21 protein-coding genes and 1 pseudogene are annotated in these 21,917 nt (G+C 69.5%); 16 read left to right on the forward strand and 6 right to left on the reverse strand.

Translation table 11 applies throughout. The annotated features are described in order from the left end of the window. Positions 1-210: 210 nt before the first annotated feature. Together MKK49_RS21970 and MKK49_RS21975 are read right to left on the reverse strand one after the other, a co-directional pair. The gene (locus tag MKK49_RS21970) at positions 211-1,350 is read right to left on the reverse strand and encodes an acyltransferase family protein (RefSeq protein ID WP_244032023.1); all 1,140 of its coding nucleotides are present in this window, start codon (positions 1,348-1,350) and stop codon (positions 211-213) included. Positions 1,351-1,874: 524 nt separating this feature from the next. Next, positions 1,875-4,559: a heparinase II/III family protein gene (locus tag MKK49_RS21975; protein WP_244032025.1), complete on the reverse strand. Its 2,685-nt coding sequence runs from the start codon at positions 4,557-4,559 to the stop codon at positions 1,875-1,877. Between the two features lie 196 nt (positions 4,560-4,755). Here MKK49_RS21975 and flgB point away from each other — a divergent pair, with 196 nt between their 5' ends. From flgB to MKK49_RS22055, 16 genes and pseudogenes are all read left to right on the forward strand, one after another. Further along, positions 4,756-5,139 (forward strand): flagellar basal body rod protein FlgB, encoded by a 384-nt coding sequence (gene flgB / locus MKK49_RS21980; RefSeq protein WP_244032027.1) that lies wholly within the window; start codon positions 4,756-4,758, stop codon positions 5,137-5,139. After that, positions 5,139-5,555: a flagellar basal body rod protein FlgC gene (gene flgC, locus MKK49_RS21985; RefSeq protein WP_244032028.1), complete on the forward strand. Its 417-nt coding sequence runs from the start codon at positions 5,139-5,141 to the stop codon at positions 5,553-5,555. The genes flgB and flgC overlap by 1 nt, the downstream gene beginning before the upstream one ends. A 10-nt stretch (positions 5,556-5,565) precedes the next feature. After that, complete coding sequence (locus tag MKK49_RS21990) at positions 5,566-5,916, forward strand: flagellar hook-basal body complex protein FliE (protein WP_244032030.1); 351 nt, start codon at positions 5,566-5,568, stop codon at positions 5,914-5,916. A 69-nt stretch (positions 5,917-5,985) separates the two neighbouring features. Further along, positions 5,986-6,774 carry a flagellar basal-body rod protein FlgG gene (gene flgG, locus MKK49_RS21995; protein ID WP_244032032.1) on the forward strand — a complete coding sequence of 263 codons (789 nt, stop codon included), beginning with the start codon at positions 5,986-5,988 and terminating at the stop codon, positions 6,772-6,774. Between the two features lie 116 nt (positions 6,775-6,890). Then, positions 6,891-7,385, forward strand: coding sequence for a flagellar basal body P-ring formation chaperone FlgA (gene flgA / locus MKK49_RS22000; RefSeq protein WP_244032034.1), 495 nt, complete (start codon positions 6,891-6,893; stop codon positions 7,383-7,385). After that, the gene (flgI, locus tag MKK49_RS22005; RefSeq protein ID WP_056087654.1) at positions 7,385-8,485 is read left to right on the forward strand and encodes a flagellar basal body P-ring protein FlgI; all 1,101 of its coding nucleotides are present in this window, start codon (positions 7,385-7,387) and stop codon (positions 8,483-8,485) included. Before flgA ends, flgI begins: the two co-directional genes overlap by 1 nt. Before the next feature lie 419 nt (positions 8,486-8,904). Then, positions 8,905-9,300: pseudogene (locus MKK49_RS24725) on the forward strand (MotE family protein); the annotation flags it as partial. Continuing rightward, a complete protein-coding gene (gene flgH, locus MKK49_RS22015; RefSeq protein WP_244032038.1) occupies positions 9,300-10,016 on the forward strand; it encodes a flagellar basal body L-ring protein FlgH in 717 nt (238 codons plus the stop codon). The pseudogene MKK49_RS24725 and the gene flgH, both read left to right, overlap by 1 nt. A gap of 54 nt (positions 10,017-10,070) precedes the next feature. Beyond that, entirely contained in the window at positions 10,071-10,556 is a 486-nt protein-coding gene (locus tag MKK49_RS22020; protein ID WP_244032039.1) for a flagellar basal body-associated FliL family protein, read from the forward strand. Beyond that, positions 10,556-11,323: a flagellar type III secretion system pore protein FliP gene (gene fliP, locus MKK49_RS22025; RefSeq protein ID WP_244032041.1), complete on the forward strand. Its 768-nt coding sequence runs from the start codon at positions 10,556-10,558 to the stop codon at positions 11,321-11,323. Before MKK49_RS22020 ends, fliP begins: the two co-directional genes overlap by 1 nt. A gap of 122 nt (positions 11,324-11,445) precedes the next feature. Then, on the forward strand, positions 11,446-13,128 hold the full coding sequence (fliF, locus tag MKK49_RS22030; protein WP_244032043.1) for a flagellar basal-body MS-ring/collar protein FliF: 1,683 nt from the start codon (positions 11,446-11,448) through the stop codon (positions 13,126-13,128). Beyond that, a complete protein-coding gene (locus MKK49_RS22035; RefSeq protein ID WP_244032044.1) occupies positions 13,128-13,769 on the forward strand; it encodes a hypothetical protein in 642 nt (213 codons plus the stop codon). The genes fliF and MKK49_RS22035 overlap by 1 nt, the downstream gene beginning before the upstream one ends. 3 nt (positions 13,770-13,772) lie before the next feature. After that, positions 13,773-15,074 (forward strand): MotB family protein, encoded by a 1,302-nt coding sequence (locus tag MKK49_RS22040; RefSeq protein ID WP_244032045.1) that lies wholly within the window; start codon positions 13,773-13,775, stop codon positions 15,072-15,074. A 56-nt stretch (positions 15,075-15,130) separates the two neighbouring features. Next, positions 15,131-16,387 carry a chemotaxis protein MotC gene (locus tag MKK49_RS22045; protein ID WP_244032046.1) on the forward strand — a complete coding sequence of 419 codons (1,257 nt, stop codon included), beginning with the start codon at positions 15,131-15,133 and terminating at the stop codon, positions 16,385-16,387. Continuing rightward, a complete protein-coding gene (locus tag MKK49_RS22050; RefSeq protein ID WP_244032047.1) occupies positions 16,384-18,078 on the forward strand; it encodes a flagellar hook-length control protein FliK in 1,695 nt (564 codons plus the stop codon). Before MKK49_RS22045 ends, MKK49_RS22050 begins: the two co-directional genes overlap by 4 nt. Then, positions 18,032-18,604 carry a transglycosylase SLT domain-containing protein gene (locus MKK49_RS22055; RefSeq protein ID WP_244032048.1) on the forward strand — a complete coding sequence of 191 codons (573 nt, stop codon included), beginning with the start codon at positions 18,032-18,034 and terminating at the stop codon, positions 18,602-18,604. The genes MKK49_RS22050 and MKK49_RS22055 overlap by 47 nt, the downstream gene beginning before the upstream one ends. A gap of 40 nt (positions 18,605-18,644) precedes the next feature. Here MKK49_RS22055 and MKK49_RS22060 read toward each other — a convergent pair whose 3' ends face one another. From MKK49_RS22060 to flhB, 4 genes are all read right to left on the reverse strand, one after another. After that, positions 18,645-18,941 carry a hypothetical protein gene (locus tag MKK49_RS22060; RefSeq protein ID WP_244032049.1) on the reverse strand — a complete coding sequence of 99 codons (297 nt, stop codon included), beginning with the start codon at positions 18,939-18,941 and terminating at the stop codon, positions 18,645-18,647. 328 nt (positions 18,942-19,269) lie between these two features. Continuing rightward, positions 19,270-19,956, reverse strand: a complete 687-nt coding sequence (locus MKK49_RS22065; RefSeq protein WP_244032051.1) for a response regulator transcription factor — start codon at positions 19,954-19,956, stop codon at positions 19,270-19,272. Positions 19,957-20,355: 399 nt separating this feature from the next. After that, positions 20,356-20,811 (reverse strand): hypothetical protein, encoded by a 456-nt coding sequence (locus MKK49_RS22070; protein ID WP_244032053.1) that lies wholly within the window; start codon positions 20,809-20,811, stop codon positions 20,356-20,358. Then, entirely contained in the window at positions 20,811-21,869 is a 1,059-nt protein-coding gene (flhB, locus tag MKK49_RS22075; protein ID WP_244032054.1) for a flagellar biosynthesis protein FlhB, read from the reverse strand. The genes MKK49_RS22070 and flhB overlap by 1 nt, the downstream gene beginning before the upstream one ends. Positions 21,870-21,917: the final 48 nt, after the last annotated feature.

Here is a 21,917-nt window from a genome sequence, read left to right on the forward strand (position 1 = left end):
ATCTGGGTCGTGTGATGATGCTTCTGGCGGGGATATGCAACGCCCCGCTGCCGCGGTTTCCCTCGCGCCGGCGGATTTGAGGCTCGCGCGGACGCCCCGCCCTGCCCCGAAGGGCGTGCGGCTGAGCCTCGATGCCTCTTAGGGAACGCCCGTTGGGCCGTCTTGCGCAGAGTGGAGAACCGACCGCGATGGGGCGGCGTGTAGGGTCTCCTAACCGGGCCGTGCGACGTAGGATGTGGCCGACCTGTTCTTCACGAATGTCGCCATGTAGGCACCGACCCGATAGTGGTGCCGCTCGAAGCACAGATAGAAAGCATATGCGAAAACGTGCGAGACGATGAACGCAACTGCAAGTGCCTCGATGGAGGGAGCGTTGACGATTTGTGTATAGATGACGATGATGATCGTGTTGTGAACCAAGTATAGACTGTAACTGTAGCTGGCGACGAACACGACGGGTTTGGAAATGAATTTCCATTCTCCCTTGTTGGCACCCAGGATCATGAAGATTCCGAACAGACACATCGCGATGAAGGCGATGGTCTGCAGTTCGTAGGTCAATTCCCCGATCTTCAGGATTCGTCCGGCAAAGCCGATGAGCCCGACCAAGGCGAGAATGTAGTATCGTCTCACGCCATAATCACGTTTTCTGTTGGTGATGACGAAAATGTATCCAAAGACGGACCCGATCACCCACACCAGGCTAAGACACTGACCGGCATTCGCGAACGAGCTGTAGATCACCACCGGGACGAAGATCATGATCGGGAAGATGATCAGCGGATTAGAAATCTTTTCTTTGCGTGCTCCGACAAAGAAAGCCAGAGAGAATGCGAAGTAGATCCAGTATTCGATCGAGACGGTCCAGAAGGGCTCGGCGGTGTTGTAGGAGTGAATGCGGAAGGAATCGTTGTGCGTGAGGCGCGCCAGGATCTGGAATAGTGGATAATCTTCCAGCATCAGCAGGTTCACGATGATCGTTTCGAGCCCCGTGTTCGTGCCGGGCTGCCCCCAATGCCCGACGGAGAACAGGGAGTTGACGGCAACGGCCAAGGCGATGGCGGGAACGTAGGGCGTGTAGATCCGCGCAGTTCTGTCGATCATGAACGGCACGAGTTGCGGCCCGGGCAGATAGATGCGACGGCAGGCCGCAACCGTGATCAGGAATCCCGACAGCAGGAAGAAGACCGTGACGGCCGATATGCCGAGGAAGGAGACGGACTTGATCCTGAATATTTCCAGGCCGTGCTCGATCATGACCATCGTCGCCGCAACGGCCCTGAGAAAGTCCAGATAGATCCGCTGCGCTGGCGAGATCTTGTAGGGCGTGTCCGGAGAAATGTTCAGCAACTTCAATTCTCTTTGACGGCCGTGTGATGTGCTGGCGTCGGGTGGGTCTCAGAGAAAGCGAGGTCTCGCGGCTGCCGCGCGCGGGATTTTCGGAGGGATGGGGGCTCATTCATCGCTTGGAGGCATGGGTTGCCCGCAGGCCCTCACCGATGGCGCACGGAGCCTCAAAACGCTGAACCATTTCGGGTTCCCCGCCAAGCAATGATTTCGATCGCATTGAAATCAACGTGGATAACACAGGCTTGGTTTGTCGCGCTCAAACTCAGCAAATCTTTAAGTAGTCCGACTTTATTCCGTCGGCAAAAGACGGAAACGCTTTAGTGTTCTCTCGAAAATGTGACCCGAGTATCCATCGGCGACGATCGTTTTTCCCCGAGTTTCGGTCCTGTCGTCGCGGACGGAGCAGCGTGTTTTGTCCGGAACTGATCGGTGGCGAGGGCAGTCGGCCTTCAGGCCCTCTGATGGGGGCGGAACGCGCGCGTGCCGTCATCGCAACGGGACGCGATGGGCGATCGAGGGTGGTCTCAGGTCCCCGCAAGCAACCGCGCCACCGCCTCGCTGGCCACGAGCCGGCCGAGATGCGCTTCGCCCGACGCGTCGGCGGCGAGGATGAGGCCGCCGCAGGCGCCGTCCCGGCCCGCGATGGCGTAGCGCAGGACGCTCGTCGGCTGGAGCGGGCCGGAGCCGTCCGAGACGAAGCCGCGCAGGGCGCCCGGGTGTTCGCTGCAGCCGATGGCCAGCGACAGGCCGGCGGTCCGGCCCGTCAGCGCCACGGGCACGAGGGAGAGCCGGGCGCGTGCCGCCTGCGCCACCGCCCGGCGTGGGCCGGCCAGCGCCACGACGATCTCCGGCCCGACATGCACGAGCCCCTCGAAGGTCACCGGTCTGTCCCCGGCCGTGAACCGGTCGAGGACAGCCAAGCCCGATAGGTCGTCGAGGAGGACGAAGACGCGGATGTGGCCGTAATCCGGACCGTGCACGTTGGTGCCGATGGCGCGGACCTGGGCCCCGTCGAGGCGGATCGATCCGGCGGCCCACGCCTCGCCGGCCCCCGGCTCGCGCCCGTCGGGCCACGCGACGTTGTGGCCGTGGGCCGACAGGATGTGGTGCCGCGCCGCGCCCGTCTCGATCTGGCCCGAGCCCCCGGACTCGACGATCCAGCGCACGCCCTCGCTGGCATGGACGAAGGAGGTGCAGTCGCGATGGGCCTGACCCGAGAAGCCCTGACTCGAGAAGGTGCAGGCGAAATGCGACCAGCCCCGCCCCGGTGCGTCGGAGCGGGCCGCGATCATGCCGGTGCCGGACTCGGACCACAGGGGCGGGGTACGCGCCTCGGGGCGCCCGCGCGGGTCGCGGCGCTCGGCCACGAGGGAACTGCCGGACCGTGCCATGAGGCGGCCGATCCAGGCCGCCGGATCGCCGCCGGGCGGCGTGTCGCCGAAGGGCGGCAGTCGCCCGCCCGGATCGAGCAGGCGCGCGAGCCCGGGCAGGGCCTTGGCGACCCGCGCCGCCAGGAGGGGGGCGAGACCGTCCGCATCCAGGCTCTGGGCGAGCACCCGCAGGAGGGTGGCGCATTCGAGGCGTTGATGGAGGGAGGGGTCCGAGAAGCGCCCCTCGGCGTCGAGCTGGCTCTCCAGGCCGGCGCGGAGCCCTGCTCGTGCAAGGCTGAGCCAATGGGCGGAGAGCGGCAGGCGCGGCAGGGCGCGGGCGACGCCCATCAGCACCGCCGCCGCCTGGATCTGGTGGAGCGCGCGCCCGAACGTGTTCTGGCCGACGATCTCGGCCAGGGCGAAGCCGTGGCGCACCACCTCGCCGGTGAGCACCAGGGAGGCGGCGCCGCCGGCCTTGCCCGCCCGCCCGAGGAGGTGGACCAGGGCCTCGGTCCGGACCGTGAGGGCGGAGGGGTGCAGGGCGAGGCCGTCGGCGGGCGATCCCCACGGATTGGTCCGCGACCACGACAGGGCGAGAGCCAAGGCCGTCGCCGCACCCCCGGGCGTGCCCGCCAGGGGCACGAGCCAGCCGAGCCCCTGGTACGCGATCCGCCACGCCACCGACCGGAACGGGTCCTCCGTCCAATCGGGCGCCTCGGGCACGGTCCAGGCCGGGTGTGAGCCGAAGCGCAGCACCCGGTCGAGGCCGGTGCGCGGGGCGCCCTCGCCGCGCTGCAGGCTCCTTGCTGTGGCCAGGACCTGCGGGATCGCGGCGGCCGCCTCCGGGGTCGGGCACCAGCCGGCGATGGCGGCGGCTGGCAGCCCGAGACGCTCTGCGAGGCGGGCGAGGAAGTCCGGCGCCTCCAGGGGGTCGTCGCCGCACAGGCTCTCCAGGCGCAGGCGGTCCTCCAGGGCGATCTCGGGCGCCGCGAGCAGTTCCGCCTCCGGGCTTGCGTCCTCCCAGGTGGCGAAGCCGACCTCGACCCGGTCGGCGCCGGGCACGGGGGCCAGTTCCAGGGTGAAGCGCCGGGCCTGCTGGTGGGCCGACAGGTCGATGAGGGCGCCGAGCGCCGGCACCGAGATCGTGCCCGGATAGGGCGGTGCCAGCACGGCGCCGTGGGCGTCCCTGTAGACCACCCGCGCCAGGGCCGCGTGGGCGCCGGGGGTGGCGGTGAAGATCTGCCCGCGCAGGACGAGGCCGCAGCCCGGAACCAGGGCGTGGCCGATCCAGTCCGGCTCCGGCCCGAGGCGGCGGCGCATTCTTGCAGCGGGGGAATGACCCGGGGCGAGGGACTGCTGCATCTGCGCGAGGCGAACCTGCGCCACCGTGAACGGCCGGGTGTTGCGCCAGGACCGAACCGTCACGGTGATCCCGGTGGCCGGCGCGGGCAGCAGGAAGGCGAGGCGGATGATGCCGGCGCGCAGGGGCAGCGCGTCGGCCGGCAGGTAGGCCGGCCCGGGAATCCAGGTGCCGTGCGGGTCGAGCAGGGTCCGGTCGAGGCCCGGCACGTGATCGAAGTCGAGGCTCGATCCGTCCGGCGCCAGGCAATCGATGCCCACGAGGGCGAAATCGAGGGCGCTCACCGCGGCCTCCCCGGCCTCCCAACCGAGGCGGAAGGCGAGGCTGCACCACGCGTCACCGGCGAGATCCGGAAAGCCGAACACCACCCGCGAGAAGCGGTTCTTCTCCGGAATCCAGTGCTCGTCCTCGCCGGGGCCGATGGTGGCGCCCCCGGCATGGCGGGCGGCCTGCGGGCGTTGGCCGTCGCGATCGCTCAAGCGGAACGGCCGGGAACGCGGGGCGGGACGGGCATTGGGCGGCTCGATGGTCGGGCGCGGTTGTGCGGAAGGGCCTTGCCGGCACTGAGGCGCGGCGGGCGAGACTGTCAAGGTGCCGGGGCCGATCACGCTTGCGTCAGCCTGGGACAAGATTGGTTCCCTAGGAACCGAGCATGGACCGAAACCGGAGCGCAGGGTGACTGGCGTCTATCTCTTCGATCTCGCCTCGCAGCAGGCGCGCTACCTCGGCGTGCGGCAGGCGACCATCGCCAGCAACGTGGCGAACGCCAACACGCCCGACTACAAGGCGCGCGACGTGGTGCCCTTCGCCGACGTGATGGCCCGCACCGGCGCCGCCGGCCTCGCGATGACGGCGAGCGCCCATGTCGCCTCCGAAGAAGGCCGCATCCCGACGAAGCCCGTCACGGCGGCCGACGCCTGGGACGCCCTGACCACCTCGAGTTCCGTGAGCCTGGAGCAGGAGATGCTCAAGGCCGGCGAGGTCAGCCGCGACCACAGTCTCAACATGGGCATCGTGAAGGCGTTCGACCGGATGCTCAAGGCGGCGGTGAAGAGCTGATGATCGATCCGCTCGCCGCCTCGACCCGTTTCGCCAGCGCCGGCATGGAGGCGCAGTCCCTGCGCCTGCGCATCGCCGCCGAGAACGTCGCCAACAGCCAGTCCGTGGGCGATTCCCCCGGCGCCGATCCCTATTCGCGCAAGACCGTGAGCTTCTCCGCCGCCCTGGACCGGGCCGCCGGCGGCGCCAGCGTCAAGCTGCGTGCCATCGGCACCGACAACGCCCCGTTCCGCATCGAGCGCGACCCCGGCAGTCCGGCGGCGGATGCCGAGGGCAACGTCAAGCTGCCCAACGTCAACACGCTGATCGAGATGGCCGACATTCGCGAGGCCAACCGCTCCTACGAAGCCAACGTGCAGGTGATCAAGCAGGCCCGCGCCATGGTCTCCAGCATTATCGACCTCCTGAGAACGTGAGACCCCGCCGATGATCGACGCCCTCGCCTCGCTGTCGGCCTTCGACAGGGCCGCCGGCCTCTCCGGCCCCAGCGCCGCCGCCCCCTTGCGGCCGGCGAGCTTCGCCACACTGCCGACGGCGTCCACGGGCGGCGCGCTGCCGGGCGCCGATTTCGGCGACGTCATGGCCCAGCTCGCCGCCGGGGTGCGGACCTCGCTCCGCACCGGCGAGGCCACCGCCATCTCGGGGATCCAGGGCAAGGCCTCGACGCAGCAGGTGGTGGAGGCGGTGATGTCCGCCGAGCAGAGCCTACAGACTGCCATCGCCGTGCGCGACAAAGTGGTCGCCGCCTACCTCGAACTCAGCCGCATGCCGATCTGAGTCTCCCTCGGCCTTTTTCGAAGACCGGTTCCCACTGTTCGGGCTGACGCTCGAAGGACTCTGAAAGCCATGAGAGCACTCGCCATCGCCGCGACGGGCATGAACGCCCAGCAGATGAACCTCGAGGTCATCGCCAACAACATCGCTAACCTGAACACCACCGGGTTCAAGGGCGCGCGCGCCGAGTTCACCGATCTGCTCTACCAGGCCGAGCGCCAGCAGGGCGTACCGAACCAGGCCGGCCAGGAGCCGGTGCCCGAGGGTGCCATGCTCGGCCTCGGCGTGCGCACGGCCGCCATCCGCAACCTGCACCGGCAGGGGCCGCTCGCCAACACGGCGAACCAGCTCGATGTCGCCATCAACGGGCGCGGCTACTTCCAGATCACCAACCCCAACGGCGAGATCAACTACACCCGCGCGGGCTCGTTCAACCGCAACAACACCGGGCAACTCGTGACCCTGGAGGGCTACACCGTCGAGCCGGCGATCACGATCCCGACCAACGCGGTCGACGTGGTGATCAACGGCTCCGGCCAGGTCTTCGCCAAGATCGACGGCCAGGTCCAGGCGCAGAACATCGGCCAGATCTCGCTCGCCAACTTCGCCAACGAATCCGGCCTCGAGCCCCTCGGCAACGGCCTCTACCGCGAGACCGCCGCCTCGGGCGCGGCCGTGACCGGCGTCGCCGGCGACCTCAGCTTCGGCAAGATCCAGCAGGGCTATCTGGAGAGTTCCAACGTCGATCCGGTGAAGGAGATCACCAACATGATCACCGCCCAGCGCGCCTTCGAGATGAACTCCAAGGTGATCCAGGCGGCCGACGAGATGGCCGGCACCGTCTCGAAGGGCATCCGCTGACGGGGCGGACGCCGCCCCTGCCGAACCTTTTCCGATCCCGACGACACCGCACCCTGCCGGCGACGGCGGACCGGCCGCGCGCGGCGCCCCGGCTTTCACATCAAGGCACGACCACCATGGGCCAAACGACCTTCGGAGGCGGACTCGCCGGCGGCCTCACAGCCTTGGTCGCGGCCTTGGCCCTGGCCCTGGCCGGCGCCGCCCCGTCCCGGGCCACCGAACTGCTCCTGCCGGTGCCCACCGTGACGATCTATGCCGGCGACGTGATCAAGCCGGGCATGCTGCGCCTCCAGGCCTACCCCGAGAGCTTCAAGGCCCGCACCGCCGTCATCGACGCGCCCATGGCCATCGCCGGGCGCACGGCGCGGCGGATGCTGTTGCCGGGCGAGCCCGTTCCGGTCAACGCCGTCGAGGACCCCCGCCTCGTCAGCCGCAATGTGGCGACGCAGATCGTGTTCGAGGAGCAGGGCCTCCTCATCACCGCCGTCGGTTCGCCCCTCCAGAACGGGGGCCTCGGTGAGACCATCCGGGTGCGCAACGCCGATACCGGGCGCATCATCCTCGGCACGGTGATGGCCGACGGACGCATCCGCACCGGCGCCGGCCAGTGATGCGTCTCGGGTTCCTCGTCCTCGCGCTGATCCTCGCCGCCCTTCCGGCGCAGGCCATGGGCACGCGCATCAAGGACATCGCCAATCTCAAGGGCGTGCGCGACAACCAGCTCGTGGGCTACGGCCTCGTCACCGGCCTGCAGGGCACGGGCGATACCCTGCGCAACGCCCAGTTCACCGAGCAATCCCTGCAATCCATGCTCGACCGCATGGGCATCAACGTCCGTGACGCCCGCCTGCGCACCCGCAACGTCGCCGCCGTGATGGTGACGGCCGACCTGCCGCCCTACACCGGCACCGGCTCGCGCATCGACGTCACCGTGACGTCGCTCGGCGACGCCACCTCGCTGAAGGGCGGCACCCTGCTGATGACGCCCCTCATGGGCGGCGACAGCCTGACCTACGCCGCGGCCCAGGGGCCGCTGGCCGTCTCGGGCTTCGCCGTGGGCGGCGCCGCCGAGACCATCACGCAGGGCGTGCCCACCGCCGGCCGCATCCCCAACGGCGCCATGATCGAGCGCGAGGTGCCGGGCACCTTTCGCGACCTGCCCGAACTCGTGTTCGAGCTGAAGAACCCCGACTTCAAGACCGCCACCATGGTGGCCGACGCCATCAATGCCTACGCCCTGCAGCGCTTCCGCCGCCGGGTCGCCACCGCCCGCGACCAGCGCGCCATCGCCCTCGTCCGCCCGCCACAGGTGACCCAGACCCGGTTCGTGGCCGAGATCGGCGACGTCACCGTCCAGCCCGATGCGCCCGCCCGCGTCGTGGTGGACCAGCGCACCGGCACGGTGGTCATCGGGCGCAACGTCCAGATCTCCACCGTGGCCGTGACCCACGGCAACCTCACGGTCCGGGTGACGGAAACCCCCGAGGTGTCCCAGCCGGCGCCGTTCTCCAACGGCGTCACGGCCGTGGTCCCCCGCACGGAGGTCGCCGTCAACGAGCAGTCCGGCCGGATGGCGATCATCGGCGGGTCCGACCTCCAGACCCTGGTGCGCGGCCTCAACAATGTCGGCCTCAAGCCCAGCGACATCATCTCGATCCTCCAGGCGGTGAAGACCTCCGGAGCCCTGCAGGCGGAGCTCGTGGTTCAATGAGTTCGACGAAAGTGCCGCGCATCGCCGGCGAGGCGGCCCGGATGATCGTCCCCGGCCGTGCGCCGGCCGTCTCGTCGCGATGGCTCGCTCTGATGGCCGCGCGGATGCTGGCGGTCCTGGGGCTCCTGGCCGTGGTTTCCCTCGGCCTCGGTCCGGTGCGCGCCCAGGGTGGAAAGTCCGAGGGTGGCAAGTCCGAGAACGGCAGGTCCGAGGGTGGCAAGCCGGCCGTGTCCGGCCTGAATCCCGGTCCGTTTCCCAAAGCCGGGGCGAGCCGGCCTAAACTGGCCGATTTCAAACCGGTCGAACCGGCCCCGGAAACCAAGCCCGTCGCCGAAGCCGGCAAGCTCCCCGAGGTCGTGCAGGTGGCCGAGGTCAAGGCAGCGGAGGCGCCGCCCGAACCTGTCAAACCCGCCCCGAAGCCGTCGGCGTACTGCGCCAGCATCGCGGATGCGGCGGCCGATGCCCGCTTCGCTTGGCAGAAGGAGCAGCTCGCGACCCTGGAGAAGCAGGTCGACGAGCGCATCCGCCGCCTGGAGGAGAAGCGCGCCGAGTACGAGACTTGGCTTGCCCGCCGCAACGAGTTCCTCGCCAAGGCCGATACCGGCGTGGTGGCGATCTACCAGAAGATGCGCCCCGACGCCGCCGCTCTCCAACTCGCCAACATGCCCGACGAGGGCGCGGCGGCCATCCTGACCAAGCTCAACGCCCGCACGGCGAGTGCCATCCTGAGCGAGATGGAGGCGGCCCGTGCCGCCCAGCTCGCCCGGATGATGACCGATGCGGGCAAGAAAGCCCGTGAAAGCGAGAAATCCTGATGTCCGCCACCCGTCTGCGCGTCGGCTTCGTCCTGGCGGTCCTCGCGCCGGCCCTCGGCGCCTGCCACGCGCCCCTGGACCCGCTGGGCCAGCCGCCGCTCCTCACCCCCATCGGCACGGGCCTCGCCCCGCCCCGCGAGGCCCTGCCGACCACCTTCGGGTCGCTCTCACGCCGCACCTACCACTCGACCTGGTCGCCCGCGAGCGTCGACCTGTTCCAGGACCCGCGCGCGCGCAACGTCGGCGACGTGATCACGGTGTCGATCCTCATCGACGACAAGGCCCAGTTCGGCAATTCGAGCGACCGCTCGCGCAGCCAGAAATCGAGCCTTGGCTTCGATTTCGGCTACGGTGTCTCGGGCGTGAAGGACGCGGCCACGGCGGATGCCGGCATCCGTTCGGGCACGGAGACCAAGGGCGCGGGCAACATCGACCGCTCCGAAGTGCTGCGCCTGTCGGTGGCCGCCATCGTCACCGAGCAGATGCCCAACGGCAACATGGTCGTCTCCGGCTCGCAGGAGGTGCGGGTCAACAACGAGGTCCGCGTCCTCAACGTCGCCGGCATCGTCCGCCCGCGCGACATCTCGCGCAAGAACACCATCGACTACGACAAGATCGCCGAGGCGCGCATCTCGTATGGCGGGCGCGGGCGCATCACCGACGTGCAGGGCCCGACCGTCGGCCAGCAGATCTTCGAGACCCTGGCCCCGTTCTGATTGTCCGTGACGGTCTAACGCGCTGACGACGCCCCCTTTCCGGAAAACCACACGATGGCGGCCAAGGACGAGACGAAGACGGGCGGCGGCAAGGGCTGGATCGCCGCCCTGGCCCTGGTGAGCCTCGTCGCCATCGGCACCGGCGGGGGCCTCGGCCTGTACCTTCTCTCCACGGTGGAGAAGGCGGTGGACGTGAAGACGAAGGATGCGGAGAGCAAGGCGGTCAAGGTGCTGAAGTACACCGGCGACCTGTCGCTGCGCCCCGTCGGCTCGGTGGTGACCAACCTCGCCGATTCCGGCGATGCCTGGGTGCGCCTCGAATCCTCCGTGGTGTTCAAGACCGGCGCCGTGCCCAACCCCGACGTGGCGCTCGCCGAGATCCGGGCCGATATCGTCGCCTACCTGCGCACGGTCTCCATGCGGCAGATCGAGGGGGCGAGCGGCCTCCAGCACCTGCGCGAGGACCTCAACGAGCGCGTCGCCCTGCGCACCAAGGGCCAGGTGCGCGAACTCATCGTCGAGATGCTGGTGGTGCAGTGATGTTTCGTGGGCCCATCGTCAGAACCCTCGCGCTTTTCCTCGTTGCCACCCTCGCCCTCACGGGGGCGGCCGGGGCGCAGTCGGCCACGGGCCTGCCGGCCCTCGATGCCCTGCTGCCCGCCGGCAACGGGGCCGCGAGCGGGCGCATCCTGCAGCTTGTGGCCCTGCTCACGGTGCTGTCCCTCGCACCCGGCCTCCTCGTGATGGTGACGAGCTTCACCCGCTTCGCCATCGCGTTCTCGTTCCTGCGCTCGGGCCTGGGGCTCCAGAGCACGCCGGCCAACATCTTCCTCGTGAGCCTGTCCCTGTTCATGACGTTCTACGTCATGTCGCCGACCTTCGACCGGGCCTGGAACGAGGGCCTGCGCCCGCTCACCGAGAACAAGATCACCGAGCTCGAGGCGATCCCCAAGATCGTCGAACCGTTCCGCGAATTCATGGTGGCGCATGTGCGCCCGAAGGACCTCCAGACCTTCACGGATCTGGCCAGCCGCACCATCCCCAAGGCCGAGGGCGGCGAGACCGTCGACCTGCGCATCCTGATCCCGGCCTTCATGATCTCCGAGCTGCGGCGCGGCTTCGAGATCGGGTTCCTCATCGCCCTGCCGTTCCTCGTGATCGACATGATCGTGTCCACGGTGGTGATGTCCATGGGCATGATGATGCTGCCCCCGACCGTCATCTCCCTGCCGTTCAAGGTGCTGTTCTTCATCCTCATCGACGGCTGGAACATGCTCGTGAGCGGGCTGGTGCGATCGTTCTTCTAGCCACGCGGCCAAAGGTTCCCGCCCGGCATCACGTTTTCACGAGGCGGCGCAATCTCCGCGCAAGGCAGCATCGTGAAAAGGGCTCCATCAGATCGCGGGTCTGAAGCGGAGCAGCCCACCGAATGTCCGGTCTCCAACACGCCGAACGTCTCTGGAACAACATCCTCGCGCTCGGAGGCCGGCGGATCGCCGCCCTCTCCCTCATCGGCGTGGTGGTCTTCCTCGCGGTGGGGCTCGGAGCGTACTACCTCAGCCGCCCGGCTCAGGAGACCCTCTATACCGGCCTCAGCCGCGAGGATGTCGGGCGCATCGGCTCCGTCCTGAAGGACGCCAACATCCCGTTCGACGTCAGCGCCGACGGCGCCGCCGTCCTCGTCTCCTACGGCAACACCGCCACGGCCCGCATGCTGCTCGCCGAGAAGGGTCTGCCGCAAAGCGCCAAATCCGGCTACGAGCTGTTCAACGATCTCGGCTCGCTCGGCATGACCTCGTTCATGCAGGAGGTGACCCGCGTCCGGGCGCTGGAGGGCGAGATCGCCCGCACCATCCAGGGCATGAAGGGCGTGAAAGCCGCCCGCGTCCACATCGTCCTGCCCGACCGGGGCTCGTTTCGGCGCGACCAGCAGCCGCCCTCGGCCTCCGTGGTGGTGCGCACCGAGCCCGCCGACGACGTCAGCGGCGCCCAGTCCATCCGCCACCTCGTCGCCTCGGCCGTCCCCGGCATGAAGCCCGACCGCGTCACCGTCATCGGCTCGGACGGCGCGCTGCTCCTGTCGGGCGACGACGCCAACGCCCAGCCGACGGGCAAGATGGCGACCCTGGAGAAGACCATCGGCCACGAGGTCCAGGACAACATCCGCCGGACCCTGACGCCCTACCTCGGCGTCGGCAACTTCGAGGTCAGCGTCGCCGCCCGCCTCAACACCGACAAGACCGTGAAGAACGAGACGATCTTCAACCCCGACCAGCGCGTCGAGCGCTCGACCCGGGCCGTGCGCGAGACCGAGAACGCGCAGAACCGCAACGCCAACAAGACCACTTCGGCCGCGCAGAACCTGCCCGACGCCCGCACCCGCTCGGACGGCAACGATTCCTCCAGCAACGAGACCCAGAAGCGCGAGGATCTGACCAACTACGAGATCTCCTCGCAGACGATCCAGACGGTGAGCGACGGCTACGCCATCCGCCAGATCTCGGTCGCGGTCCTCGTCAACCGCGCGCGCCTCGCCTCGCTCGCCGGCCCGGACGCCACCAAGGCCCAGATCGACGCCCAGGTCGCCGAGATCGAGCAGCTCGTCGGCTCGGCCGCCGGCTTCAACAAGGAGCGCGGCGACAACGTCAAGGTCGCGGCCGTCGGCTTCGTCAACGACGGCCAGCCCCTGGAGGCGGTGCCGCCGCTCGGGATCATGGACGTGCTGATGCGCCAGTCGGCCACCCTCATCAACGCCGGCACGATCCTGCTCGTCGCCGGCCTGCTGATCTGGTTCGGCCTGCGCCCGGCCATGCGCGCCATCCTGGAGATCCCCGCCGCCCAGCAGGAAGAGGTTCTGGCGCTCGCCGCCGCGACGGCCGCCGCCAACGGCAACGCGGCGCTCGTCGACGGCACCGCGCCGGCCCTGGCCCTCGGGGGTGCCAGCGATGTGCCGAGCCTCGCCGCCCCCGCCGGCGGCGTCGCCGGCATGATCGAGGATCTCGCCGACAAGCTCGCCCGCTCGCCCCAGAAGCGGCTGGAACAGATGATCGAGACCGACGAGGCCCAGGCGGCCGAGATCCTGAAGCGGTGGCTCCTGCGTGAGGCCGCCTGATGGCCCCCGCGCTCGCCCGCCTCCTGCCCGACTTCTCCGTCGCTCCCATCAGCCCCCGCGCCCCGGACGGCCTCGCCCTCCTCATGCGCGCTGCCGTGCCGCCCGCTCCCGCCCCCCCGCCGGAAGAGGATCGCGCCGCTCTGCTGGCGGAGGCGCAAGCCCGGGGCCGGGCCGAGGGCCGCGCTCAGGCTCAAGGCGAATCCGCGGCGGCCCTGGCGTTCGCCCAGGCCGATTTCGACGCCCGCCTCGCTGCCGCGCGTCAGGACTGGTGCGCTGCCGAGAGCGACCGGCTCGCCGCCGGCCTCTCCGCCGCGATCCAGGCCCTCGGCGACCGGCTCACCGACCGCGTCGGCACTCTGCTGGTCCCGGTGCTGTCGGCGGGCCTGCGGCGCCAGGCCGTGGACGAGCTCGCCGTGACCCTCGGCCAGCTCCTCGCCGACCCCCGCCACGCCCCCGTGCGCATCAGCGGACCGGCCGACCTCCTCGACGCGCTCGCGGGCAAGCTCGGCGCTGCACAGTCGAGCGTGGTCTTCAGCCCATCCGAGACCGTCGAGGTCACGATTCAATCGGACCAGACCGTCATCGAGACGCAGTTCGGCGCCTGGGCCGGCCTGCTCGCCGCCGCCGTGGAAGGAGCCTGAGCGATGGCGGACGACCACCACGAGATCATCATCATCAAGCGCCACGGCGACCACGACGAGGGTCACCACGGCGGCGCCTGGAAGATCGCGCTCGCCGACTTCATGACGGCGATGATGGCCCTGTTCCTGGTGCTGTGGCTCATCGGCTCCACCACCAAGGAGACGAAGACCGCCATCGCCCAGTATTTCAACCCGGTGAAGCTCGCCGACGTCACTTTCGACCGCAAGGGCGTGCGCGACTCCACCAACACCCCCGGCGAGCCGACCCCCGAGGACGGCAAGCCGGAGGAGGGCAGGGGCGAGGGAAGCGGCAAAGGCGACGGCAAGAGCGACGGCAAGGGTGCCGACGCGGCCCCCGGCAGCCGTGCCCGCGAGGCCGCCCTGTTCCAGGACCCCTACGCCGTGCTGGCCAAGCTCGCGGCCGAGGCCGAGGCCGAATCCGCCAGCGCCGACACCGTGGCCTCCGAGACCGGCGAGCCCGGTTTCAAGGGCGGGGAGGCCGCGCGCGACCCGTTCGATCCGCTCTACTGGCAGGTCGCCCCCGTGATGAAGGCTCGCACGGAGCAGCCGGGCTCGGCCGCGACCGTCAGCCCCCTGCCGCAGGAGGCCCGCCTCGATGCGCGCGCCGCCACCGTACCGTCGAAGGGCACCGCATCGACCGGCGCGCCGAAGCCCGTCCCCGTCCAGCTCGCCTCAGCCCTGCCCGAGGACGGCGAGATTCGGCTGCCCGCGCCGGCGCTCTCGAACATGACGCCGAAGCCCGCCGAGGCCGCCGTGCCGAAGCCCGGCAAGGAGAGCCGGGAGGCGAACGCGGCCAAGGCCACGGCGGAAGCCGCCGAGACGGCGGCCGTCGCCGCGCTCAAGGCCGAGATCGCCAAGGCGATGCAGACCCAGGGCAACGCCCCGGCGCCGCGGGTCGAGGTGCGCCGTACGGGTGAGGGAATCCTCATCAGCCTGACGGACGATGTCGCCTTCAGCATGTTCGGCGTCGGCTCCGCCGAGCCCCAGGCGAAGGTGGTGCGCGCCCTCGAACAGGTGGCCCGCATCCTCAAGGACCGGCCCGGCCAGGTCGTCGTGCGCGGCCATACGGACGGACGGCCGTTCCGCTCCGAGACCTACGACAACTGGCGCCTGTCCTCGGCCCGCGCCCAGATGGCCTCCTACATGCTCGTGCGCGGCGGCCTCGCCGATGCCCGCCTGGAGCGGATCGAGGGCTACGCCGACCGCCAGCCGCGCAACCCCGCCGACCCGAAGGCCGCCGAGAACCGCCGCATCGAGATTCTCCTGCGCGGGCGGCCGGAGTGAGACCGTTCTGGGGGACTTGCCGGGGACGCCCGCCTGGACCGGTCCGGCGTGCGGACGTGGCCCAATGGCCGAGCCTCGCCGTTCTCGCCCTCAGCATGAGCCTCGTCGCCCAGACACCCGCTCGCGCCGCCGAATCCCACGGCGGCGGCCACGAGGCCGGCGGGCACGCCGCCGCGCCGGCCGCGCCCATCGAGCCCCTGCCGGTTAAGCCCTACACCCTGCCCGTCGAGATGGTGCGGACCCTGCAGTTGCTGCAGGACCGCATCGCCCAAGGCTCCGGGCCGGCCCATACGGGCCAGCGCGCCCTCCTGGCCCATGCCGAGGAGCGCATGCGCGCCCTCGAACCGGAGGCGTGGGCCGACCCGGTGAACATCCGCGCGGCCGTCACCTTCGCCCTCGGCGGTGGCGGACCGGCGCTTCTGCGCCACATCCTCGCCTCGTCCAAGGTGCCGGCGGACGGCACCCCCCTGGTGCTCGGGTCGCTCGCCTTCCTCGAAGGCCGCGAGAAGGAGGCCCGCACCCTGCTCACCAAGATCGATGCCGCGTCCCTGCCCGTCGGCCTCGGGGCGCAGCTCGCCCTGACCCAGTCGGCCCTGGTGGTGCGCGACGATCCGGCCCAGTCGATCCGCCTCCTCGACCTCGCGCGCCTGCTGGCGCCCGGCACCCTGGTGGAGGAGGGGGCGCTGCGCCGCGAGATCTTCGTCCTGGCCCAGGGCAACGATCTCGCGAAGTTCGAGGCCCTGGCGGTCCAGTACCTGCGCCGGTTCCGCCATTCGGTCTACGCCGGCAACTTCCGCCAGCGCTTCGCCGCCGCCCTGACCCGCCTCGATTTCGGCACCGATTCGGGCCGCTTCGCCCGGCTACAGGCCATGCTCGACGAGATCGAGCCCGAGGGCCGGCGGGACCTCTACCTGCTGATGGCCCGCGCCGCCCTCGACCAGGGCAAGAACGCCACCGCCGTCTTCGCCGCCGAGCGCACCGTCACCCTGACCGAGCCCGGAACCGTCGCGGCGGTCCGGGCCCGCCTCTACCGCGCCGCCGCCCTCGTGGTGGTGGACGGCCGGTTCGAGGAGAGCGTCGAGACCCTGCGGATGACCGACCGTTCCGTCCTGGTGCCGGCCGACCGCGACCTCCTCGACGCGGCGTTGGCCACCGCCCGGGAGATCCGCGACGTGCCGGGTGCGCCGGGCACGCCTCCCTCGCCGGAGCCGCCCCGGCTGGCCGCCCGCGAGCTTCCGACCACGCCTGCCATCGCCCGCGCCCAGGGGGTGATCGGCCAAATCGACGATCTGATGAGGAAGAGCGGTCGATGAACACGTTCGCTGCGATGATGCCGGCCCCGCGCCCCACCGACGCCGTGGCGCCCCGGGGCGGCACGGACGCCGTCGAGGTGTCCTCCGAGGCCACCGCCGAGGCGTTCGGTGCCGTGCTCGGCGCCCTCAAGGAGGGTCGCCCGGTCAGGGATGCGGCCCGCCGCGACGGAGAGACCGCCGACGATGCAGCCGCCAGCGCGGGTTCGGCTCCCGCCGAGCCGGCCAATTCCGTGCTGAGCCTCGTCGTATCCGCCGATGCGGGTACCATCCCGCCGGCGGCCATGGACCCGGCGGCCCTGCTGGCCCTCATCGCCCGGGCGGTTCCCGGCGCCCCGGCCGCCCCCGCTCCGACCGCTTCTCCGGCTGGGCAAGCCGCGTCGGAGCAGATCCTGCCGGGGCGGATCGCGTCGGTCCCGGCGGGGGTGGCGGAACTCGCCGCCGGCATCGTCCTCGCGGCCGGGGAGAACGGGCATGCGCGGGACGGTCTTCAGGGTCTCTCGGCCCCGGGCGTTCCCGGACAGGACATCGCGTCTCAAACCGTCCCGGCCCAGGGTGACATCGGGCCGCGCGCCCCCGTCGAGACGCGCCCCCAGGTGACGATCCTTCAGCAGGAGACCCACTTCGCGCCGATCAAGCCGCGGCTCGTGGCCGGACAGGCCGCCGCGATCCCGGCCATGGCGGGACCAGCCGACGCGGCTCCGCCATCCGTCGCGCCCGCACCGATCCTCCCGGCGCTTCCCGCCACCGCCGTGGCGGAGGCCGTGCCCACGCGCGATGTGTCTTCGCCCCTGAGCGCCCCGCCTGGCATCGCTGCATCCTTCGGCCCGGCAAGCGCTGCCGCCGCCGTGCAAAACCAAGCGCCCATCACCCAGGCTCAAGCCGCTGCCGCGCTGCCCCCGGCCGACGCTCCGGTGCCGCCGACCGGGTCGCTCCCCGTGTCCGCGCCGACGCCCGAATCGTCCGGCAAGCCGCGCCGGGCGGAGTCCACGCCGGTTTCGGGAGAGACCGCGGCGGTGGCTTCCCCGTCCGCCCAGCGCATCGCCGGCGAGGCGGCGCCCGTCGAGGCTGCCCGGCCGTCTCCGGGTGAGGGGACCACCACCGAGGCCGGCCCCCACGCCTCCCTCACCCCCGTCGCGACCGCGCCGGGGGGCACCCTGCCGTCCGCCGCCGCCCTCGGCGAGCCGGCCCGTCAGGTCGCCGAGGCGGTGGCCGCCGAACTGGCCCGTCCGGCGTCCACGGCCAGCGCTGCCGCCGCAACGCCCGGCACCGAGGGACCCCTGCGGCTCCTCACCATCCAGCTTCGGCCGATGGACCTCGGTACCGTCCTCGTCCGCATGCGCCTGCGCGACGGCCAGCTCGAGATGACCCTCCATGCCAGCCGCGAGGAGACGGCCGCCCTCCTGCGCCAGGACGGCACCCTCCTCACCGACCTGCTGCGCAGTTCCGGTTACCAGCCCGACAGCGTCACCATCGGGGCGAGCGGCCAATCCCAGGGCGAGGGCGGCCGGCCCGGTTCGGGCGCGGCGTTCCAGCCGGGCGCCGGTGGCGGTCAGGCCCAGAACGGCGCCAACCCCGACCAGACGTCCCGGCGCGAGGGCGAGGGGGCCAAGGACGAACGATCAGACCCGACCAGCGAGCGGATTCATGAGACGACTTCTTCCGGCCCTGACCGCAGCGGTCTGTACCTTTAGCGGCCTCGCGTCCGCCGGCGTTCCCCCGGTGGCGAGCAAGGTCTGCGAGCGCGAGATGGCGAGCGCGGCGACGAAGCACGGCGTGCCGCTCGGCGTACTCTACGCCGTGGGGCTCACGGAGAGCGGCAACCGCGGCTCGCTCCAGCCCTACGCCATGAACATCGCCGGCAAGGCGTATTTCGGCGCCAACGCGGCCGACGTGGTGGCGCGCCTCGCCGAAGCGCAGCGCAGCGGCGTGAAGCTCGTCGATCTCGGCTGCATGCAGATCAACCACCATTATCACCGGGCGAAATTCACGTCCCTGGAGGGGATGATCGACCCGGCCCAGAACGTCGAGTACGCCACCCGCTTCCTCAAGGAGCTGAAGGCGCGCGAGGGCAGCTGGACCTTGGCGGTGGCCCGCTACCACGCCGGACCCAACAACAACCCCGCCCAAAAGACCTATGTCTGCCGGGTCATCGCCAACATGGTCGCGTCGGGCTTCGGCACCTGGACGCCGGGGGCCAAAAGCTTCTGCCAGTCCTGAGCTTGCGCCGGGTGCGAAGACCCGTGGGCCGCCGTCGCCGTTACGGTCCTGGCGCCTGCATCCGCCGCGTCGCGAGGGACACATCCGTATCCTTCGCCGAAGCCTCCCCTTCCGGGTCCAGGGCCGGGAAATGCTCGATGAAGCGCACGCCGTCCCAGAGCTCGACGGCATGCCCATCGACCATGGCTTCCGCCAGGCGCAGGGCATCCTTGTCGTCGCCGGCAATGAGGTTGACGAGGGAGGCGATGCGGCCGGTGGGGCCCAGAAGGATCGCGCGATAGCGTGGCGGCCTGCGATCCGATCCATCGTGCCGACTGCCGGACAAATCATCGGACATCGTAAATTTCCTCAGTCGAAACAGAAACATCAGCGTGTTCCGGCATCACTGATGATAAAAATCAACCGTCCGATTCTTTGCAGAAAAAATGAATATCGCCTAGAGATTTAAAAAATCCAATTGTGTACGGTTTCGCGCAGGCGCCAGTTGTCGGAATACTTACCAAGAGGCTGAATCGCTCCGCCCGGCTTGCCGGCCGCCGCGACCGGCGAACAGGCTCATGCAGAGGCCGGACGAGCCATTCCGTCCTCTCGGCCGAGTACCCCTGCGTCGGACGCCCGATCACGCCAGCGCGCGCGGCTTTTCGCCTGACAATCGCGCGCCGGCCCTACCCGACGAAGGTGTAGCCCATGAAGCGCTTGGCCTCGATGGGGTCGAAGCCGAGGCGCTGGCTGAGCTTCTTGCGCAGCTTGCTCACGTGCCCCTCGATGACACTCTCCTCGACGCCGTTGCTGTAGACGCCGTAGACCACGTTGTAGATCTGGGTCTTGGTCATCCGCTTGCCCCGGTTGCGCACCAGGCACTCGAGGATATGGCGCTCCCGGCGCGGCAACGGCAGCACCGTGCCGTCCACCTCGGGGTCGCGCCCGTCGAAGAACACCTTGAGGCGGTCCGTGGGGGCCGGCATGTCGCGGGGCGCCAGGGGCGCGCCGCCGTTGACCCGGCGCCAGATCGCCTCGGACCGGGCCAGGATCTCGCGGACATGGACGGGTTTCGGCAGCACGTCGTCGATGCCGGCTTCGAACAACAGCAGGGTCTGGTCGAGGGAGCGCACGTCGCTGAGGGCGATGATCGGCGCGCGCGAGAGCCTGCGGATGGTGCCGGCGCACTTGGCCCGGTCCTCGAAATCGCCCAGGAGGAAGCCCTGGATCGCCTCGCGGTCGAGGCGCGAGGAAGCCTGGAACCAGTTCGCGAACTCGTCCGGCGCCAGACCGAGGGAGGAGATGCCCTCCCGGTCGAAGCTGGCCTTGTACCCGGCATTCACCGATTGCCGGGTGTCGACCAAGATATACATCCACCGCCTCCCCAGACGATCAAGCTCCGGCCGGCAACCGATCATCGCTCGCGTGAAGTTTGCGTCTCAAATATTTCAAGGGCTCGTTGATTTACCCGAAATATCGCCCAATTGATTCGGAATAATTTTCGGATAACTCAAGAATATTGAGTTTTTATTGTAGATTTTCTGCTGTTTAACCAGCGCTCCGTGCGGTCTCGGTCAAAGTTTTTTATCACCTCGTGATTCGCGCCCGCTGGACCATCCATGTCGGGCGCACAGGGGTAGGTCAATGGCCTGTCTGACATAGGTCATCGATCGTCCCGTCCTGGGTCGATTGGAACAGGTGGCAGATCAAGTCTTGGTTGTATCGAAGGAGGACGATCCGGGCCGCTGTTGGCTGCACGCCTCCGCGCGGAATCAGACCGAAGCGGGGGCGATCCGGGCACCGTCGAGGGCGCTAGCAAATCCGTCGAGGCAGAAGCCCGGCCCCTTCTCGACCCCTTCGTCGGCCAGGATGCGCTGGATCGCGACGCCGACATAGATGCCGTCGAGGACGAGCTTGAAGAACACCGTCACGGGCGCAGTGACGAACTCCATGTCGAGGACGACCGTGAGCGAGCGCCCCCAGTCGAAGCGCACGTCGGCCCCATCGGCATACGCGATGGTCGCCTCCTTGAAGAAGGGCTCGGCCGAGGAGGCGACGAGGTCGGCGATGTTGCCGTGCCGCCCGCCCTGCACCCATCCGATGAGGATGCCGCCGTCGAGGAGGCAGAGTTCGGCGATGAAGTCGCGGATCGCCGTGGCGAAGACGCGCTCGGCCGCTGCGAGCACATCTTCGGTGCCACCCTGATTCGGCGTGGGAGAAACGCTCATCAGCGGGCTTTCGAGAACAGGAAGAACAGGACTTGGGCCACTGCGCTGTAGAACTCCGCCGGAATCATCTGGTCGACTTCGACACTGTCGTACAGGGACCTTGCGAGAGGCTTGTCTTCCACCACCGGAACGCCGTTCGCCTCGGCGATTTCACGGATGCGCAGGGCGAGAAGATCCTTGCCTTTGGCGAGCACCAGGGGCGCGGGCTGCTCGTCCCGGGCGTAGCGCAGCGCGATGGCGTAGTGGGTCGGGTTGGCGATCACCAGGGTGGCATTCTTCACGTTGGCGAGCATGCGCTTGCGCGAGCGGTCCTGCGCCATGGAGCGCAGGCGGCCCTTGACCACGGGATCGCCCTCGGACTGCTTGTGCTCGTCCTTGAGGTCCTGCTTCGACATGCGGATCGAGCGCTGCCAGCGCAGGCGCGACCAGACGAGGTCGGCCGCCACGATGACGATGGTGGCGATGCTGACCACCGACACGAGGCGGATCGCCACGGTGAGGATCAGGTCGGGGATCTGGCTCGGGTCGGAGAACATGGCATTCACGGCTTTGTTGCCCTCCGAGCGCAGGAGCAGCAGGGCGACGACGGTGACGCTCAAGAATTTAAAGAGCGATTTCAGGAATTCGACCTGACCCGATTTTCCGAAGATCCGTCCCCAGCCCTTCGCCGGCGAGATCCTGGACCATTGCGGCCGGATGCGCTCGCCCACCACGCTCGGCACGTTCTGCACCAGGGAGGCGACGAGGCTGCACCCGCCGAGGATCGCCAGGATCGGGATGAGGAATCGGGCCGCCGCCAGGGCGGTGCCCTGGAGGATCATGGCCGCGTCCTGGCTGTTCTCCAGGGAGAAGTCGCGCGGGTGGTCGATGAACGTCATGAGGTCGCGGACCAGGGGGCCGGTCCCGTCGCGCACCACGAGGCTGAGCGCGATGAGCAGCCCGAGGATCGAGGCGAAGACGGGCGCCTCGCGGGAGAACGGGACGTCGCCCTTCTCGACGGCGTCGCGCACCCGCTTCTCGGTGGCGTCCTCGGTCTTGCTCTCCTGATCGTCAGACATGCGGGCGGCCGCGTAACCCGACCGTGGTTTTGCCGGTCACGGGCTCGC

This window comes from Methylobacterium sp. J-090, assembly GCF_022829345.1.
Lineage (GTDB): Bacteria > Pseudomonadota > Alphaproteobacteria > Rhizobiales > Beijerinckiaceae > Methylobacterium.

Coding starts and splice junctions, on each gene's coding strand:
- MKK49_RS22060 (WP_244032049.1), bottom strand. CDS start 18,941: ATGTCCGATGATTTGTCCGGCAGTCGGCACGATGGATCGGATCGCAGG.
- flgC (WP_244032028.1), top strand. CDS start 5,139: ATGATCGATCCGCTCGCCGCCTCGACCCGTTTCGCCAGCGCCGGCATG.
- MKK49_RS22065 (WP_244032051.1), bottom strand. CDS start 19,956: ATGTATATCTTGGTCGACACCCGGCAATCGGTGAATGCCGGGTACAAG.
- fliF (WP_244032043.1), top strand. CDS start 11,446: ATGTCCGGTCTCCAACACGCCGAACGTCTCTGGAACAACATCCTCGCG.
- fliP (WP_244032041.1), top strand. CDS start 10,556: ATGTTTCGTGGGCCCATCGTCAGAACCCTCGCGCTTTTCCTCGTTGCC.
- flgI (WP_056087654.1), top strand. CDS start 7,385: ATGCGTCTCGGGTTCCTCGTCCTCGCGCTGATCCTCGCCGCCCTTCCG.
- MKK49_RS22050 (WP_244032047.1), top strand. CDS start 16,384: ATGAACACGTTCGCTGCGATGATGCCGGCCCCGCGCCCCACCGACGCC.
- flgA (WP_244032034.1), top strand. CDS start 6,891: ATGGGCCAAACGACCTTCGGAGGCGGACTCGCCGGCGGCCTCACAGCC.
- MKK49_RS22070 (WP_244032053.1), bottom strand. CDS start 20,811: ATGAGCGTTTCTCCCACGCCGAATCAGGGTGGCACCGAAGATGTGCTC.
- flgG (WP_244032032.1), top strand. CDS start 5,986: ATGAGAGCACTCGCCATCGCCGCGACGGGCATGAACGCCCAGCAGATG.
- MKK49_RS22035 (WP_244032044.1), top strand. CDS start 13,128: ATGGCCCCCGCGCTCGCCCGCCTCCTGCCCGACTTCTCCGTCGCTCCC.
- MKK49_RS22020 (WP_244032039.1), top strand. CDS start 10,071: ATGGCGGCCAAGGACGAGACGAAGACGGGCGGCGGCAAGGGCTGGATC.
- flhB (WP_244032054.1), bottom strand. CDS start 21,869: ATGTCTGACGATCAGGAGAGCAAGACCGAGGACGCCACCGAGAAGCGG.
- MKK49_RS21990 (WP_244032030.1), top strand. CDS start 5,566: ATGATCGACGCCCTCGCCTCGCTGTCGGCCTTCGACAGGGCCGCCGGC.
- MKK49_RS22040 (WP_244032045.1), top strand. CDS start 13,773: ATGGCGGACGACCACCACGAGATCATCATCATCAAGCGCCACGGCGAC.
- MKK49_RS22055 (WP_244032048.1), top strand. CDS start 18,032: ATGAGACGACTTCTTCCGGCCCTGACCGCAGCGGTCTGTACCTTTAGC.
- flgH (WP_244032038.1), top strand. CDS start 9,300: ATGTCCGCCACCCGTCTGCGCGTCGGCTTCGTCCTGGCGGTCCTCGCG.